A 14,002-nucleotide genomic window follows, 5' to 3' on the forward strand; every position below is an offset into this window, starting at 1 on the left:
CCGCTCAACCCGACTGCTGCGCAGTCGGGTTGACGCTCCGTTCGCTGCGCTCCCTGAGCTGCGGGACTTCGTCCCGCTGTCAGGCTTCCGCTTCGCTCCAGCCTGACGAGGCGGGTCCGCTGCGCTCCCCCGCCTGACGGCCCTTCCGGCTGCGCCTTCAGGACCGTTAGGGCCCGCTGACGCGGGCTGGGCCGGCTGCGGGGGGCTGATGGAGGAGAGGTGACGGCTCGTTAGGCGCGGGGCCTCAGGCATTCACATGACGGTGAGTCGCCATCCATCGCAGAGCGGCGTGGTGTGCGGGCTTGTCCGCGCCGGCGCCCCGAAGGCGCCGCAGCCACAGGGTGTCGCGGTCGGCAGCCCGGTAAAGACCCCCGCAGTCCCCGATTCACCGGACATGCTCTTATGCCTTCCTGGCCGCCGATCGTGATGAGGGCTACGCGAATGCACGTTTGGGTGTGTGGCTTTTCCGCGCCCGATCGTGGAAGGCAGAGACGCAGTACCTGTATGGGCATCGGGGTGAGTGAGGCGTCATCGGGCCTCACTCACCCCGATGTTCGGCTCTGTCAGCGTCTGCGGTCCGGCCGGCCGCTCCCGATCCCCGCGACCTGCAGGGCCAGGAGCATCAGGCCGAGGAGCATGACGTTCGAGGAAGAGAAGACATCGTTCGTCGTGATCTCGGCAGCATTGATCAGGAACGCGATGAAGAACAGTACGGCCGCAGCTATACCAAGCATGGAGCGGTTCCTCTCGACAGGGTGAGGCCCGTATGCCCCCGTATCCCCCTGGCAGGCCTAATTTGCCAAGGGGTGGCTTACTGCTGCCTGTTGTCCGGCGCCCGTCTGGGTTGGACTGCCGGCGCAGTGCGATGGTAGCGGGTTCATCAGTGACCATACGGCATGCTACTGCTTCAAAATATCCTTGGGATAGACTCTGGATTTAGATCGCTCCCACGATGACGGGATGAAAAGTGAGTATCGGCTTGGATCTGCAGGAGTGGCGGGAGGCCATGGTCCTCCTCTCGGACGAATTCGTGGCTGGCTTCCAGGCGGTATCGGGATACCCGCCTGGGGACCACAGGGTCTGTCTCGTCTCTGCCGAGGAGGGTGCCGCGGCTGTCGCGACGCTCGGCCGTAGAGGTGTCGCCGGCTCCCTGCTGGAGTTCTACGCCCAGCTCGGCTCCGTCTGCCTGCCGGACCTGGAGGCGGGGATCTGGATCGATGACGCCGCTTCGCTCATCAGTCAGGTCGAGGCGGGCAACTATCCCCGCCTGCTGGCAGGAGCGGTTGATGATGGGGTGAGCGTGTTCGCTACCGACGGAGGTGGAGGTATGTACGCGGTCAGTCACTCCAGCGGGTGCGTCTACCACCTCACCCTTGGCGCGTTGACCGGGAGCACCTACGACGTCGAGGAAGCCGGCTGCACCATCGCGGCCACCAGCCTGACGGCCTTCCTCCACCGACTGCGCGACCTCCTGGCCCACGCTGTAGGCGAGCAGCGCGCTTCACTGAACCAGCAGGGCGGAGAAGAATGATCCGCTCAGAAAAGGGGCAATCGGTGAAGAAAATGCTCCGGCCTCATCAGAGAGAAGCCGTGGATGCGGTCATCCGGGCTCTCGAATTGCCTGCAAGATCTCTTGTTTCCCCGCGTGGGCTCCGCACGCAGGTGATAATGGCGACTGGGTCCGGGAAGAGCCTCGTGGCCGTGCGCAGCGCGGAGGAGCTCCGTGCGGGCCGAGTGCTGGTGCTCGTGCCCTCGCTGGACCTGCTGGCACAGACCGAGGCCGCGTGGCGGGAGGGCGGCCGCACGGGCCCGATGATCGGGGTCTCCTCCCTGCGTGGGGAGGAGGCGGGCTTCCCGAACACCACAGATGTTCACGAGCTGGTGGAGTGGACCCGCCGCCTGGACAAGGTCACGGTTTTCGCTACGTACGCCTCCCTCGGTCTCGGCACTCTCGAGCGCGCGCACGCCGCCGGCCTCGGTGTTTGGGACTTAATCATCATTGATGAAGCGCACCGTACAAGCGGCCGGCTGGGTCGGCCGTGGGCGGTCGTCCACAACAACCAGAAGATCCCGTCCCTGCGCCGCTTGTACATGACGGCCACGCCACGGCTGTGGCAGCTCGACGAGGACTCCGAGCAGGGCGCACCGGGCGAGCTGGTGGCTTCGATGGAAGACGACCCCAACTCGCCCTTCGGCAGCAGGTGTTTCACCCTGACGTTGTCGGAGGCGATCGACCGGGGCATCTGTGCGCCGTACCAGGTCGTGTGCGTGGACATCACCGACACCCAGCTCCAGGCAGCACAGCTCCTGGGCGAGGATGCGCGCTCCGAGCAGGTACGCGGGGCCCGGCTCGCGGCCCTGCAGACCGCTCTGGTGAAGGCGTCCTCGGAGGAAGGCTTCCGGCGCACCCTCGTCTTCCACCACGTGGTCAAGGAGGCGGAAGCGTTCGCGGCCGGCCTCCCCGACGTCGCCGCGCAGCTGCACGCCGCCGACCCCGAGCTGTACCCGGCCACGGTCTGGGCCAACTGGCTGTGCGGCGAGCACAAGCCGCTCCACCGGCGCCGCGTCCTGGACGAGTTCTCCAGGGGAATCGCTGCGGACGGAACGGTCGTGGAGAAGACGTTTCTCGGGTCCGTTCGCGTGCTCGGCGAAGGCATCGATACATCCCGCTGTGACTCTGTGTACTTCGCGGACGTACGCGGCTCCATGCCCGACCTCGTCCAAGCCGTCGGCCGGGCACTGCGCATGCAGCCCGGCGAAGGCAAGACGGCGTCGCTGGTCGTACCGGTCCTGCTCGGGCCCGGCGAGACAGCCGACAACATGCTGACCAGCCGGGCGTTCGGCGGTTTGGCGAAACTGATCGAGGCCCTACGAGCGCACGATGCCCGCGTGGTGGAGCAGCTCGCCGAGCAACAGTCGCGGAGCCGTGTTAGGGGTGTGCAGAGCCGCAGCGGAGAGGAAGGCGAGGGAGCCGACAGCGACCGAAGCGACCGACTGTCGGTACCGGCCCGGCAACTGCTGAAGTTCAGCACACCGCGCGACCCCGCGCAGCTGGCAGCGTTCATCAACCTCCGCGTCCTGAACCCCGAACACCAGCATTGGCGACGCGGCATCGAAGCCGCCGCCACCTACACCCGCCAGCACGGCGACCTGAAAGTGCCGTTCACCTACCGCGTGCCGGCAGGTGAGAAGGCTCAGGCTGCGGGGTGGCCGGCCTCCCTCGCCGCCTTTCCGCTGGGGCAGTGGATCGCCGACGCCAGAAGGTTCTACGCCCGCGGCGACATGGACCAGGACCGCATCGAGCAGCTGGAGAAGCTGGGCATGGTCTGGTCGCACTTCGATGTCGCGTGGGAGGAGGGCCTGGCGGCCCTTCGGGGGTGGGCTGCCGAACACGGGCACGCTCTCGCCCCGCTCGATGCCACGTACCAGGGGGCCAAGGTTGGGATCTTTCTGAAGAACGCACGCGCCGCCACCCGGAAGGCGATCGAGATCGAGCAGCGGCGTGCCGAGGGCCTGCCGGTGGAGTCGGCGGCCGGCGCCTTGTCGGAGGAGCGGCGCGAACAGCTCGAGGAGATCGACCCCTCGTGGTGCCCCAGCTGGCCCGTGGAATGGCAACGCGCCTTCCATCTCACCCGACAGCACCTGGAGCAGGGCGGCGAACTGCCCACCGAACCGGGCGACGTCGTGCACCAGGGCGAAGACCTCGGGCGATGGGTGAAGTCAGTCCGTTTCAGCTGGGACAAGCTCACCACCGTGCAGCAGTGGATGTGTGAGCAGATCCTCGGGATCGAGCCCGCGGCCGAGGAGGAGAAGCCGCGCCCGCGCCGTACACAGGCCGACAAGTGGGCGATGAACCTCGCGGCCGCCAAGCAATTCTACGAGCGCGAGGGACACCTTCGAGTCCCGAGGCAGCACGTCGAACGGATCGTCATCGGCGGCGACGGAGACGGTGACAGCGGCGAGGACCAGGAGGAACGGGCTCTCCGCCTCGGGGCATGGGTCGGGAATCAGCGGAGCAGGGCCGCGACGCTGGCGCCGGAGCGGGTGGAGCAGCTCTCCGCGATCGGCATGCGCTGGACATGATTCTGTTCCTGTGCCAGCGATGTTGTGATCGCTCACCGAAGGTTTTCGTCACGGATCATCCTGCGGAGGCTGGTGCGGGCTGCGGTCAGGTCTTCTTCGAGGGTGTTGATGCGGGCGCGGAATGTGGCGTTCTCTGCGGAGGCCTCCTGTAGCTGGCGGGTGAGGTCGTGATTCAGGGCGGTCAGTTCGTCTGCTCTGGTCGCTAAGTCAGGGGCGTGGATGGCATCGAGGTGCTGGCCGAGTTGGTGACGCAGGGCTGTCTGGAGCCGGTCGCGTTCGCTGCGGAGTTCTTTGATTTCTTGCCGGGCGGTTTCGAGTTCGGTGCGCAGGCTTAGCGGGGAGGGCGGGGTTGCCGTGGCAGATGGTGGGGTGCTGTGGGCTTGGCGTAGTTGGGCTGCCTCGATGTGCTCGCGTACGCCGGGGGCATAGGTGAGCCAGGTGGAGACGCGGGCGGCGCGGGCGACTGCGGCGAAGGTGAGCGGCTTTCCCTGTTTCTCGAGTGTGGCGAGGGCGGTGAGGACGCGGGCTCGTTTGTCGAGGCTGTGACGGCGTCTGGCTTCGGCGAGGGGGGCGGGGTTGCCGCGGGGGTTCATTGCGGGTCTTTCGGCCGGGCGGTGGTGAGGGGCAGGAGTGTGTGGTTGTCGCCTGCGCGTGCTTTTCGCAGCACAGTGCTGGCTTCTTCGATCTGGGCGCGTTCGGGAGCGGGGAGGGATCCCAGGTGTTTGTGCATGCGGTCGATGACTCGCTGGTAGGCGGTGATCTGTGCGGTGAGGGCGGTGGTGACGAACTCGGCTGCGCCCATGGCGAGTGCGGTTTCGCGGTCTGCTCGTAGTTCGTTGATGTGCTGTTCGATGGCGGGCAGGTAGGAGGGGTCGGGGCGGTAGAAGCCGCAGCCGGCGCATTGGAAGCGGATGGGGCACGCCTGGCCTCCGGCTTTGACGTTCGACGGCTCGGTGCAGCCGCCGTAGGGGACGGCGACGGAGCGCATCTCGTAGGCAGTGCTCGAGCTGGGGCTGGGGTGGCCGTGTTGGTCGAGGACATGTGCGCTGAGTTTGGCCACGGCTTCGCTTTTCCGTTTGAGGGAGACGGTGTAGTAGCGCTGCGTCATGGCGATGGATTTGTGGTCCATCAGTTCACGCAGCACGTCGACGGGGGTGCCGGCGTCTGCGTGGCGTTGGGCGTAGGAGTGGCGGAAGGCGTAGGGGTAGATCAGGGACCGGTCGAAGAGCAGGCGTTGTCCTTTGGAGTCGGTGCCTTCGGCGTGGAGCTGGGGCAGGGCGTCTGCCCAGAGCCTGAGGGCGTCGCTGAGGTAGGTGCTGGAGATGTAGGGGGCGTCGCTCAGGGGGGTGAGGGAGGGAAAGAGGTATCGGTCGCCTTTGGCGGGGAGGTGCAGCTGGTCGCGGCAGGTCTGCCAGGTTCGGATGGCGTCGGCGGTGGAGGTTGTGATCGGCAGACGTCGGCGGTGGCGTTTCCTCTTGTGGTTGTCCCAGATCAAGGTGGGTTGGCCGTTGCGGGTTTCCAGGCAGTCACGGGACAGGGAGACGATCTCGAGCGGGCGGCGCCCGGTGTCGCGCAGGACGATGTACATCGTGCGGTACAGCAGGTGCCGGGCGTCTGGGGCGATGTCGCGGCAGCCGTAGGTGTTTCCGGTGCCCAGGGTGTCGAGGTGGGCGTCCAGTTGCCGGATGACGGACTCGGGGATGGCCTTGCCGATGAAGTCCTCATTGGGTTCTTCCACGGAGATGACGTGCTCGACGGGCACGCGGGTGAAGGTTCCGGCCAGGTCATCGAGGGTGCCGCAGCGACGGCCGTAGGCGATGAGCTGGAAGAACATCCCCAGCAGGCTGCGTCGGAAGGAGGAGGAGTAGGGGGTGCCGTCTCGTTTGCGTGCAGCTCGGAAAGCGTCGACGGCCAAGGTGGCATCGGCGAAAGTCAGAACGGCGGCATCGTCGCCGACGTCGGCGCGCTGGGCGAGAGCCGTGGAGGCGATGCACGTCGCCTGGAAAGTTCGCTTGAAGTCTTCCGTGGTGGGGCGGGCGGTGGTCACCCAATGACGCAGCGCCTGACGCAGCCAGGGCTGGCGGACTGTGCGGAGATCCGCGCGGCCGGGCAGATGCCGGCGCTTGCCGGAGGCGCTGTGGCGCAATCCGAGGACGCGCAGATCGATGACGTCCTGGTCGATGAGGGTGATCCCGGAGAACTCGCTGTATCCGGCGCGGGCGGCGGACTGCAGGTTCTCCAATGTGCGGACGGCAGACTGATGCGGCTTGGTGAGCCGGGCCGTGTTGGTGGCGTCCAAAAGGGTGTCGGCCGTGGTGAGGTGGCTGATCACGCCGCGGATCCAGTGAGGTTCCAGGGCACGTACCCACTGGTCCATCTGCTGCACGGCGTACAGCACTTCCCAGCGCAGCAGCTCGGGCAACGGGGCGAGATGGAACTGGTGCGCCAGCAGATACAGCGGCTGCCCCGTCGCCCACTGCGCAGCCGGGACGGGGGCAGTGCTGGAGCGGCAGTCTGCCCTCCAGGCACGCCAGTGATAGTTGCACAGCCCCCGGGAATTCATGGATGCGCCGGCACAGTCGACGACCATGCAGACGGGCACGTCGGTGAAGGGCATAGCGCGCTCACGGAGCCAGCGTTCGAACGTGCCTCTTGCCTTGTGGTATTTGCGGGAGTTGTTGTGGGCAGCGCACAGGCCTCCCGACACCTGGGGCCGTACGCACCGCGCGCCGTCCCGGGTGAGCGTGCACGGCCCTACGACCGCCAGAGGCAGGGATTTGGAACGGGCGGGGGTGAAGGTGGCGGCGAACTCTTCCCGCGGCAGGCCGCTCTTTCTGCGCTGGTCCGAGCAGTACGTGCAGAACGTCTCCTGAGCGCGCACGATCACGTCGCAGCGGCGGGTGCGGCACCGGGAGGACGAGGTACGCGGGTTGTCGAGATCTCCGGTGAACAGCCATCTGACGCGGTCCCACTCCCCCGGCCGCCACGCGGGATCGATGTGGGCACGCAGCCACCTCTCCCACGACTTCTTCGTGGCCCTCGTCGGCGCCTCCAGTGCGGTCACGGGCGCGGTAGCGGTGCTCACTGGTTCTCCCGCCATGACTGGGCCTGGTCGACAGCCGCCCGGGTCTCGGACTCATCGACGTGGCGGTAGCGGTCCATGGACAGCGGCGAGGCGTGACCCAGCAGCTTTTGCACCACGTCCCGGTCCACTCCCTCGCGCAGCCAGTGGGTGGCCGCGGAGTGGCGCAGCATGTGCGGCCGCGCCGGATGCCCGGCACGGCGGGCCAGACGGTCGAAGACGTTCTTGGCGTTCGGGTAGGTCATGGCCCGCCCCAGCGGCGGGCGGAAGAGGTTCACGAACACCATGCCTGTCTCGGCCGCGGTGGCCACCGGGGTCCGTTCGTACTGGTAGTCGGTGTAGAAGGCGACGATGTCGGGAGTGACGGGGAGGCAGCGGGGGTGTCTGGACTTGGCCAGGGCCCGGTTCGGGTTGTCGGTGCGGCGCCGCACATGAAGGTGCGGGCCCTGCACGGGGCATCCCAGGGAGCGTGACGAGGCCAGGAAATGCAGATCTTCCTGGCGCAGGCCCAGGGCCTCTCCGATCCGCAGGCCGGTCGCGGCGAGCAGCGCGATGAGGAAACGGTCCCGCGCTCTGGGCGTATCCGCGATCATGCGGCGGATCTGCTCCGGGGTCAGGTCCTCGTAGCCGGGTTCGCTGACCTGGAAGCGAAAAGCCGATATCTGGACCTGGCGCCACTGGCCGCGCTCTCCGGCGTCGTACCCGGCCGGGAGGTATCGCAGGAACTTCGGCTCCGACAACAGGCCGGCCGTCTGCGCAGGGACCCATCCGTGCAGTGCGCCGAAGCGCAGGAAGTCCGTGACCGCCGTCATCACCGCGTTCGCCGTACCCTGCGAACGGTAGCGGGGCGCAGCCGTGGTCGGGGAACGGCGGCTGCGGGCCGGCAGCGGCGTGGTGACCAGCCACTGCTGCAGCCCAGACAACGCCATGAAATTCGGACGCGACCACTCGATGCGGCGCTCTGCGCAATAGTTCAGATAGAGGGCGAGACGGCCTGCGTAGACCCGTTCCGTGTTCGGCGAGCGGCCCTTACTACGCAACCCCGCCAAAAACGCACACGCCTCGCCATGCAGGTCGAAGGTGCGTGCGTCAGCCACCACCCAGCGTTCCACACCAGTCGACGGGGAGACCGAGCGCTCAGCCACATAGTTCTGCTCCACCCACCAAACACAACCAACCCCACCCCCAGCCAGCACCGCTTCCCGAAACAGACCACACGACCAGGTGGGAACCACACCGAACACACCACGCAAGTCCGTGCACCTATGGATAATCCGCGCCCCTGCAGCCGACGTCTTGGCGCCGGTCAGGTACGCGTCGGCGCGGCCAGGGCAGGTCGGCGTGGACTGAAGGGACCAGGGGCCACCACGCTCCCCGCTGCCGCTCAGCACCCGGCAATCTGTGGTGTCGCGTCATAATGCTGGCGACAGCAGGGGGGCATATGGATCCGTCGTTTTCCAAGCAGTTCGACGTGCAGGCAGTCCTGGAGGACGGGAAGCGTCCTGTCCAGTTCGGGACGAACGTGCTGGCAGGTCTCATCGAGGGGATTGACGAGTTCCGGCGTGATCTGGAACAGCAGCGGCGGTCGAGAAGCCTGGGGCCTGCGATGCTCGGGGCCTTTTTGTGGGTGGACGATGCCGAGCTGCTGCAGCGCATCGCCGAGTTCCCCGCCGCGTGCGTGGTGGTGAGCAAGCAGCCACGGGGCAAGTACCACGCAGAGCGGTTGCGGAAGGTCGCCGAGGCTGTGAAAGACGCGGCTGGCCTCCCAACCTGGGCTTTCTCCGAACTGGAGGAGCTGCGCTTCCACCAGGACGGCAAGGCACCAGTGCTGGGCCCTGGCTCGCCGCAGGAACGCGTCCGGCTCCCGGCACTACGCACCCTGGGCTATCGCAAGGCCGGAAACCATCTCGTCCCGATACTCCACACCAAGATGCTGTTGCTAGGTGAGCTGTGGTGGCATGACGAGGACGCTCTGGGAGGCGTGGCAGATGTCACCGGCTTCACGCCGCACCGACTGTGGCTAGGCAGCGCCAACGGCACGGGGAGCTCCCGCCGCAGCTTGGAGTTCGGGCTGTGGCTGGATGATCCCGGCCTGCTGAAGGCCGCGCGACGGTTCCTGGTCGAGGTACTGGCCCAGTCCGAGAACCTGGACCCCGACAGCAACGACCTGACACCTGACCTGGTGGTGCCGGATTACGACGATGAGGCCATGTGGGAAGCCATGACCGCGCTCGCCGATTATGACGCCGACGAGGACAACGGCAGCGAAGACGACGCATGAGCAGCGCAGGCCAGGGCGGCGGGGAGCAGGCTAGGGAAGTGCCGGGGCAGCCGCCCTTGACGGTCACGGCGCCTTTGCTGCTTCGTACGCATGAGCTGTCTTGGGAGGCTCTGGAGCATCTCGTGGTGGCATTGGCGGTCCAGGCCGACCATGCTCTGGAGTCCCGACCTTTCGGGCGTGGTGGCCAGGCCCAGGACGGGGTCGACGTGGTCGCCTTCTTCACCTCCCAGCCACCTGCGGTGTATCAGGCCAAGAGGTACGAGAAGTTCACCGCTGCCGATCTCCGCAAGGCAGTGGCTGCATATGCCGATGGAAGCCGACCCTTCGATGCTCACCGTCTGGTGATCGTCACCACGGCGGACGTTCGCGACACAAAGGTCGACCTGGAGCTGACGCAGCTACGCGAACAGCACCAGGATCTGGTCGTTGACCTGTGGGGCCGGCAGCAGTTGTCCGACATGCTGTTTGTGCTGCCGGACCTGGTACGACGGTTCTTCGGCGAGGACACGATGCGAGTCTTCTGCCGTCCCATGCTCGACCGGGAGATGCAGGCCGACATCCGCGACGTGTCCAAGGGGCAGGCGCTGGAGGATTACCTAGCCCACTTCGGTTCGTACCTGAGCGAGGGGTTACATGGCCTGGTTGGGCTGACGCTGGAAGAGCAAAACGGGGCAGAAGGTGTGCTGTCAACGGAGTTGGCAGCCTGGCTGCGGCCCGGGCGTCACGTCCAGGTGGTCGGCAGCTCGGGCACGGGCAAGAGCCATACCCTGGCTCACACCGCCCTGGGGTTGGCGCAGGTCGGCTGGCTGCCCATCCTGCTGCGAGCGGGCGTATACGAAGGACGGCTGGAGGACAGCCTCGACGAGAGCGTGGCCCCGTTCACCTCGCAATCCGCGGACCGCCTGGTGGGGGCCGCTCGGTTGGAGGGGCTTCCGGTCGTCTTGCTCGTGGATGCGATCAACGAATGTCCCAGCCGGTTTCAGGATCGGCTGATGCTGCAGCTCAGTTCGTGGTGTCGCCGCGCCGAGGCCACTTTGGTGTCCACCAGCCACGAGTTCGTCAACGTGCCCGCAGTGATCGGCGGTGCACAGCTGAGGACGGTCGATCCAACCTCACAGCAGCGCGCGGCGCTATTGCGGTGCTACGGGGTAGGTCCTCAACAGGAAGAGGTCGTCGAGGAAGAGTGCAAAGCGTTCGAAACCGCCTTCGAGCTGTCGATGGCAGCGCAGCTGACACGGCGCCTACCGATAGGCGCGGGACGCGCTGCCCTCTTGGACGCCTACCTGGGTGAACAGCTGCAGCGGGCGTCGCAGCCGACGGCTCTGCGGCAGGTGCTGCACCGCTGGGCGATGCTGATGGACGAGCGGCTGGCGGGATGGTTGCCGCTGGCAGAAGCCCAGCGCAGCGCCGCCCAGGTACTGGTTGCGCTCGGTGGCGCGGTGGGCGTGGTGGACGAGGCGTTGAGATCGCCTGTGGTGCAGGTTCGCCATCGGCGGGTCGAGTTCCGGCATGAGAAGTTGTTGTCTTTCCGGACTTGAGGGCGGTGTTTTCGCTGGTCGGGCATAGGGCGGGCGTTCTCGTGGGAGTGGTGGCGTGTCGTGTCGTCGCTGCGGTGGAGGTCGTGGATGCCGTCGGTCGTGGGGTTGCTGGAACAGCGCGAGGTCGCCGCTCGCCGTCGCGTGGATGGGCTGAGGGAAGAGGCCGACCGCATCCAGGCCGAACTGGCCGTGGCCGAGCGGGAATGGCAGGAGTGGGCCATTGCCCGCTCGCGGGTCGGCGAGGTACTGGCCCCCGTGGACGAGCCCGGGCAAGGCCACGCCCAGACCGATGGGACAGCGCCGGCCATGGGACAGGCCGAGGAGACATCGTCAGCGCCGACCGCGGCGAAGTCGAAGTCGCAGGTACCGGTGTGGCGTGAAGGGCTGGCCTGGTCGGTGCTGTCGGTGGATTACCAGCGCGTTCTGCAGGCGCTCGCGGACAGGGACCGGCTTCATCAAGGGCCGCTGACCTGCCAGGAGATGGCCGCGGTGTTCGGCATGGACGTGGTGCCGGCGCGGGTGGAGGCATTGCGGTCGAAGGCGAAACGCCTGGTCGCGCGGGGCTGGCTGGCCGAGCGGCAGCCGGGCCGGTTCACGCTCGCGCAGGGTGTGGCCGGGCCAGGCGGCGGGTCATGAGCCCGATCATCGACCAGTAGATCATCGCTTCGGCGCTGGTGGTGCGGCGCTCGTAGTCGCGGGCCAGGCGGCGGGTGCGCATCAGGTGGGCGAAGAGGCGCTCGACGATCCACCGCTTGGGCAGGACCACGAAGCCGCGCATGTCGTCGCTGCGTTTGACGATCGCCAGGACCAGGGCGAGCACGGTGAGGCAGTGGGCGACGAGGGGGCCGGTGTAGCCGCCGTCGGCCCAGACCAGCTCCAACCGGTGGTGTGTGTCGGCGACTTGCCGCAGCAGCACGTGAGCGGCGGTGCGGTCGCCGACATCCGCGGCGGTGACCATCACGCCCAGCAGCAGGCCGAGCGTGTCGACCACGACGTGCCGCTTGCGGCCGTTGATCAGCTTGCCGCCGTCGAAGCCGCGGCTGTCGGAGCTGACGACGGCGTCCGCCTTGACGGACTGCGAATCGATCACCCCGGCCGTCGGCTCCGCGTTGCGGCCCAGCTTCTCGCGGACCGTAGCGCGCAGCCGGTCGTGGAACTCCTTGACCAGGGCGTGGTCGCGCCAGCGGCGGAAGAACGCGTAGACCCGGTCCCACGGCGGGAAGTCGGCGGGCATGGCCCGCCACTTGATGCCATTGTCGACCAGGTAGCGGATTGCATCGAGTATCGCCCGGTGGCAGTACGCCTCCGGCTGCCCTCCCCGGCCTCGCATCCAGCCCGGCACCGGTAGGAGTGGCCGGACCACGGCCCACTCCGCGTCTGTCATGTCCGAGGGGTACCGCCGAACACGTTCCGGGTGATCGGCTGCGTTTCCGAACCGGTGGGCGACACAATCACACGACGGTGCAACCGAGTTGAACTCCACCGGCGCGAGCACGTACAACTGCGGCAACAGGGTCTCCTGGATCTCGGTTGGCTTCGCAACCCCGAGCTACCAAGAGGCCCTGCCTTCATGCCCGCAGCCGGCGGCAACCACCCGATCGAGACTCCCGTTCGACGCACACCCCTCAAGATCGGAACGACAACAGCTACTCAGGCCCAACCGCGACGGCAGCACGAAGATCGCCCGCATCATCGTGCCGGTGTTCCTGGAGCCCAGCGAGGACCCCACCGACATGGTCGCCAGCGCCTCGTTCCGCCCCCTTGTAGCCGTCCTTCAGGGCCTGCGCTCGCACGATGAGCGCCTGGTCGAGCAGCTCGCCTCCCGTGCCCTGAGCAGCGGGAAGCGCAAGGTGCACGTCCGGCGCGATGAGGACGGCCAGATCGTCGGGGCCGGCGGCGAGGGCGACGGCGAGAACCAGGAGCAGAACGACACCAACGCCACTGCCGAATCCGCCCTGCTCCACTTCTCCAGCCCGCGCGACGCGTCGACCATCGCGGCCTTCCTGCGCACCCGCGTCTACCGGCCGGAGTCCCTGGTGTGGCTCGAGGGCTACCAGGCCCTCATCCGCTGGCGGACAGAGAACGAGATCACCGGGCTCTACGCCGTTCCCTACGACGTTGAGGTTGAAGTCGGGGTGACGAAAGATTTTCCGCTTGGGCGCTGGGTCCACCAGCAGCGGAAGGCGCTGCGGGCAGGTGAGCTGGAGGAGCGGCGCAAGGAGCTGCTGGACGCCCCGGAGGCCGGGATGGTGTGGGAGCCGGGTGAGGAGGCGTGGGAGAACAAGCTCGCCGCGCTGCGGTCGTACCGGCGGGCCACCGGGCACCTGGCACCCCGCCAGGACCAGGTCTGGGGCGAGGGCGAGGGCGAGGGCGAGGAGATGGTGCCCATCGGTCAACACATCGCGAATCTGCGCCGGAAGGGCGGACTCGGAAAGGACCAGGAGCGGGCGGCGGAGCGCGCCAAGCAGCTGGCCGCGATCGACCCCGACTGGAACTGCCCCTGGCCACTGGACTGGCAACGCCACTACCGCGTCCTCGCCGACCTAGTAGACGCCGACGGCAGCCTGCCCGACATCGCACCCGGCGTGCTGATGGACGGCGACGACATCGGACGATGGCTCACACGGCAACGCGAGGCAAGCACCTGGGCGCAGCTGACGGAAGATCAGCAGGAACGGCTGACCACGCTGGGCGTGAAGCCCGTCCAGGCGCCGTCTCCGGCCCCTGCCACCACGCGGGCGACGAAGAGCCCGAGCAAGGCGCAGCAGGCGTTCCAACGCGGCCTGGCGGCCCTCACGCAGTGGGTGGAGCGGGAAGGACAGCGGCCTGTACCCCGCGGCCACAGCGAACAGATCGCGGTCGACGGCGAGATGGAACCGGTAGCCGTGAAGCTGGGCGTATGGGTCTCCAACACCAAGCAGCGGCGCGACAAACTCACGCAGGAGCAGCGCGCCGCACTGCAGGCGCTGGGCGCCGAATGGGCATAGAGGTAGAACGCAAGAGTTAGGACCGGTCGAC

General features: G+C 67.5%; 10 protein-coding genes and 1 pseudogene. 6 read left to right on the top strand and 5 right to left on the bottom strand.

What is annotated here, in order from left to right; all coding sequences use genetic code 11:
* Positions 1-563: 563 nt before the first annotated feature.
* Complete coding sequence (locus F3T56_RS46685; RefSeq protein ID WP_172639396.1) at positions 564-734, bottom strand: hypothetical protein; 171 nt, start codon at positions 732-734, stop codon at positions 564-566.
* Between the two features lie 233 nt (positions 735-967).
* On the opposite strand from F3T56_RS46685, the gene F3T56_RS41495 reads away from it, so the two are divergent.
* Together F3T56_RS41495 and F3T56_RS41500 are read left to right on the top strand one after the other, a co-directional pair.
* Positions 968-1,531 (top strand): hypothetical protein, encoded by a 564-nt coding sequence (locus F3T56_RS41495; RefSeq protein ID WP_149830648.1) that lies wholly within the window; start codon positions 968-970, stop codon positions 1,529-1,531.
* Complete coding sequence (locus F3T56_RS41500; protein ID WP_425473736.1) at positions 1,528-4,083, top strand: helicase associated domain-containing protein; 2,556 nt, start codon at positions 1,528-1,530, stop codon at positions 4,081-4,083. The genes F3T56_RS41495 and F3T56_RS41500 overlap by 4 nt, the downstream gene beginning before the upstream one ends.
* Before the next feature lie 32 nt (positions 4,084-4,115).
* Here F3T56_RS41500 and F3T56_RS41505 read toward each other — a convergent pair whose 3' ends face one another.
* The 3 genes from F3T56_RS41505 to F3T56_RS41515 are packed head-to-tail and all read right to left on the bottom strand — an operon-like array spanning position 4,116 to position 8,262.
* Entirely contained in the window at positions 4,116-4,676 is a 561-nt protein-coding gene (locus tag F3T56_RS41505) for a DUF6262 family protein (protein WP_149830650.1), read from the bottom strand.
* A complete protein-coding gene (locus F3T56_RS41510; protein ID WP_246204389.1) occupies positions 4,673-7,168 on the bottom strand; it encodes a tyrosine-type recombinase/integrase in 2,496 nt (831 codons plus the stop codon). Before F3T56_RS41510 ends, F3T56_RS41505 begins: the two co-directional genes overlap by 4 nt.
* Positions 7,165-8,262, bottom strand: coding sequence for a tyrosine-type recombinase/integrase (locus tag F3T56_RS41515; RefSeq protein ID WP_246204395.1), 1,098 nt, complete (start codon positions 8,260-8,262; stop codon positions 7,165-7,167). Before F3T56_RS41515 ends, F3T56_RS41510 begins: the two co-directional genes overlap by 4 nt.
* A 344-nt stretch (positions 8,263-8,606) precedes the next feature.
* Here F3T56_RS41515 and F3T56_RS41520 point away from each other — a divergent pair, with 344 nt between their 5' ends.
* The 3 genes from F3T56_RS41520 to F3T56_RS41530 all read left to right on the top strand — a co-directional run bounded on the left by F3T56_RS41520 (position 8,607) and on the right by F3T56_RS41530 (position 11,620).
* Positions 8,607-9,446, top strand: a complete 840-nt coding sequence (locus F3T56_RS41520; protein WP_149830652.1) for a hypothetical protein — start codon at positions 8,607-8,609, stop codon at positions 9,444-9,446.
* Positions 9,443-10,984, top strand: coding sequence for a hypothetical protein (locus tag F3T56_RS41525; RefSeq protein WP_149830653.1), 1,542 nt, complete (start codon positions 9,443-9,445; stop codon positions 10,982-10,984). The genes F3T56_RS41520 and F3T56_RS41525 overlap by 4 nt, the downstream gene beginning before the upstream one ends.
* A gap of 87 nt (positions 10,985-11,071) precedes the next feature.
* A complete protein-coding gene (locus tag F3T56_RS41530) occupies positions 11,072-11,620 on the top strand; it encodes a hypothetical protein (RefSeq protein ID WP_149830655.1) in 549 nt (182 codons plus the stop codon).
* Here the strand turns inward: F3T56_RS41530 and F3T56_RS41535 are convergent.
* Positions 11,577-12,368: an IS5 family transposase gene (locus F3T56_RS41535; RefSeq protein WP_149830656.1), complete on the bottom strand. Its 792-nt coding sequence runs from the start codon at positions 12,366-12,368 to the stop codon at positions 11,577-11,579. The genes F3T56_RS41530 and F3T56_RS41535 overlap by 44 nt on opposite strands.
* Positions 12,369-12,633: 265 nt before the next feature.
* On the opposite strand from F3T56_RS41535, the pseudogene F3T56_RS41540 reads away from it, so the two are divergent.
* A pseudogene (locus tag F3T56_RS41540) lies at positions 12,634-13,971 on the top strand (helicase associated domain-containing protein); the annotation flags it as partial.
* Positions 13,972-14,002: the final 31 nt, after the last annotated feature.

The sequence above is a fragment of the Streptomyces tailanensis genome, assembly GCF_008386495.1.
Taxonomy (GTDB): domain Bacteria; phylum Actinomycetota; class Actinomycetes; order Streptomycetales; family Streptomycetaceae; genus Streptomyces; species Streptomyces tailanensis.

Excerpts from the sequence above, each read along its gene's own strand:
- F3T56_RS46685 (WP_172639396.1), bottom strand. The coding sequence starts at position 734 with ATGCTTGGTATAGCTGCGGCCGTACTGTTCTTCATCGCGTTCCTGATC.
- F3T56_RS41500 (WP_425473736.1), top strand. The coding sequence starts at position 1,528 with ATGATCCGCTCAGAAAAGGGGCAATCGGTGAAGAAAATGCTCCGGCCT.
- F3T56_RS41505 (WP_149830650.1), bottom strand. The coding sequence starts at position 4,676 with ATGAACCCCCGCGGCAACCCCGCCCCCCTCGCCGAAGCCAGACGCCGT.
- F3T56_RS41520 (WP_149830652.1), top strand. The coding sequence starts at position 8,607 with ATGGATCCGTCGTTTTCCAAGCAGTTCGACGTGCAGGCAGTCCTGGAG.
- F3T56_RS41525 (WP_149830653.1), top strand. The coding sequence starts at position 9,443 with ATGAGCAGCGCAGGCCAGGGCGGCGGGGAGCAGGCTAGGGAAGTGCCG.
- F3T56_RS41530 (WP_149830655.1), top strand. The coding sequence starts at position 11,072 with ATGCCGTCGGTCGTGGGGTTGCTGGAACAGCGCGAGGTCGCCGCTCGC.
- F3T56_RS41535 (WP_149830656.1), bottom strand. The coding sequence starts at position 12,368 with ATGACAGACGCGGAGTGGGCCGTGGTCCGGCCACTCCTACCGGTGCCG.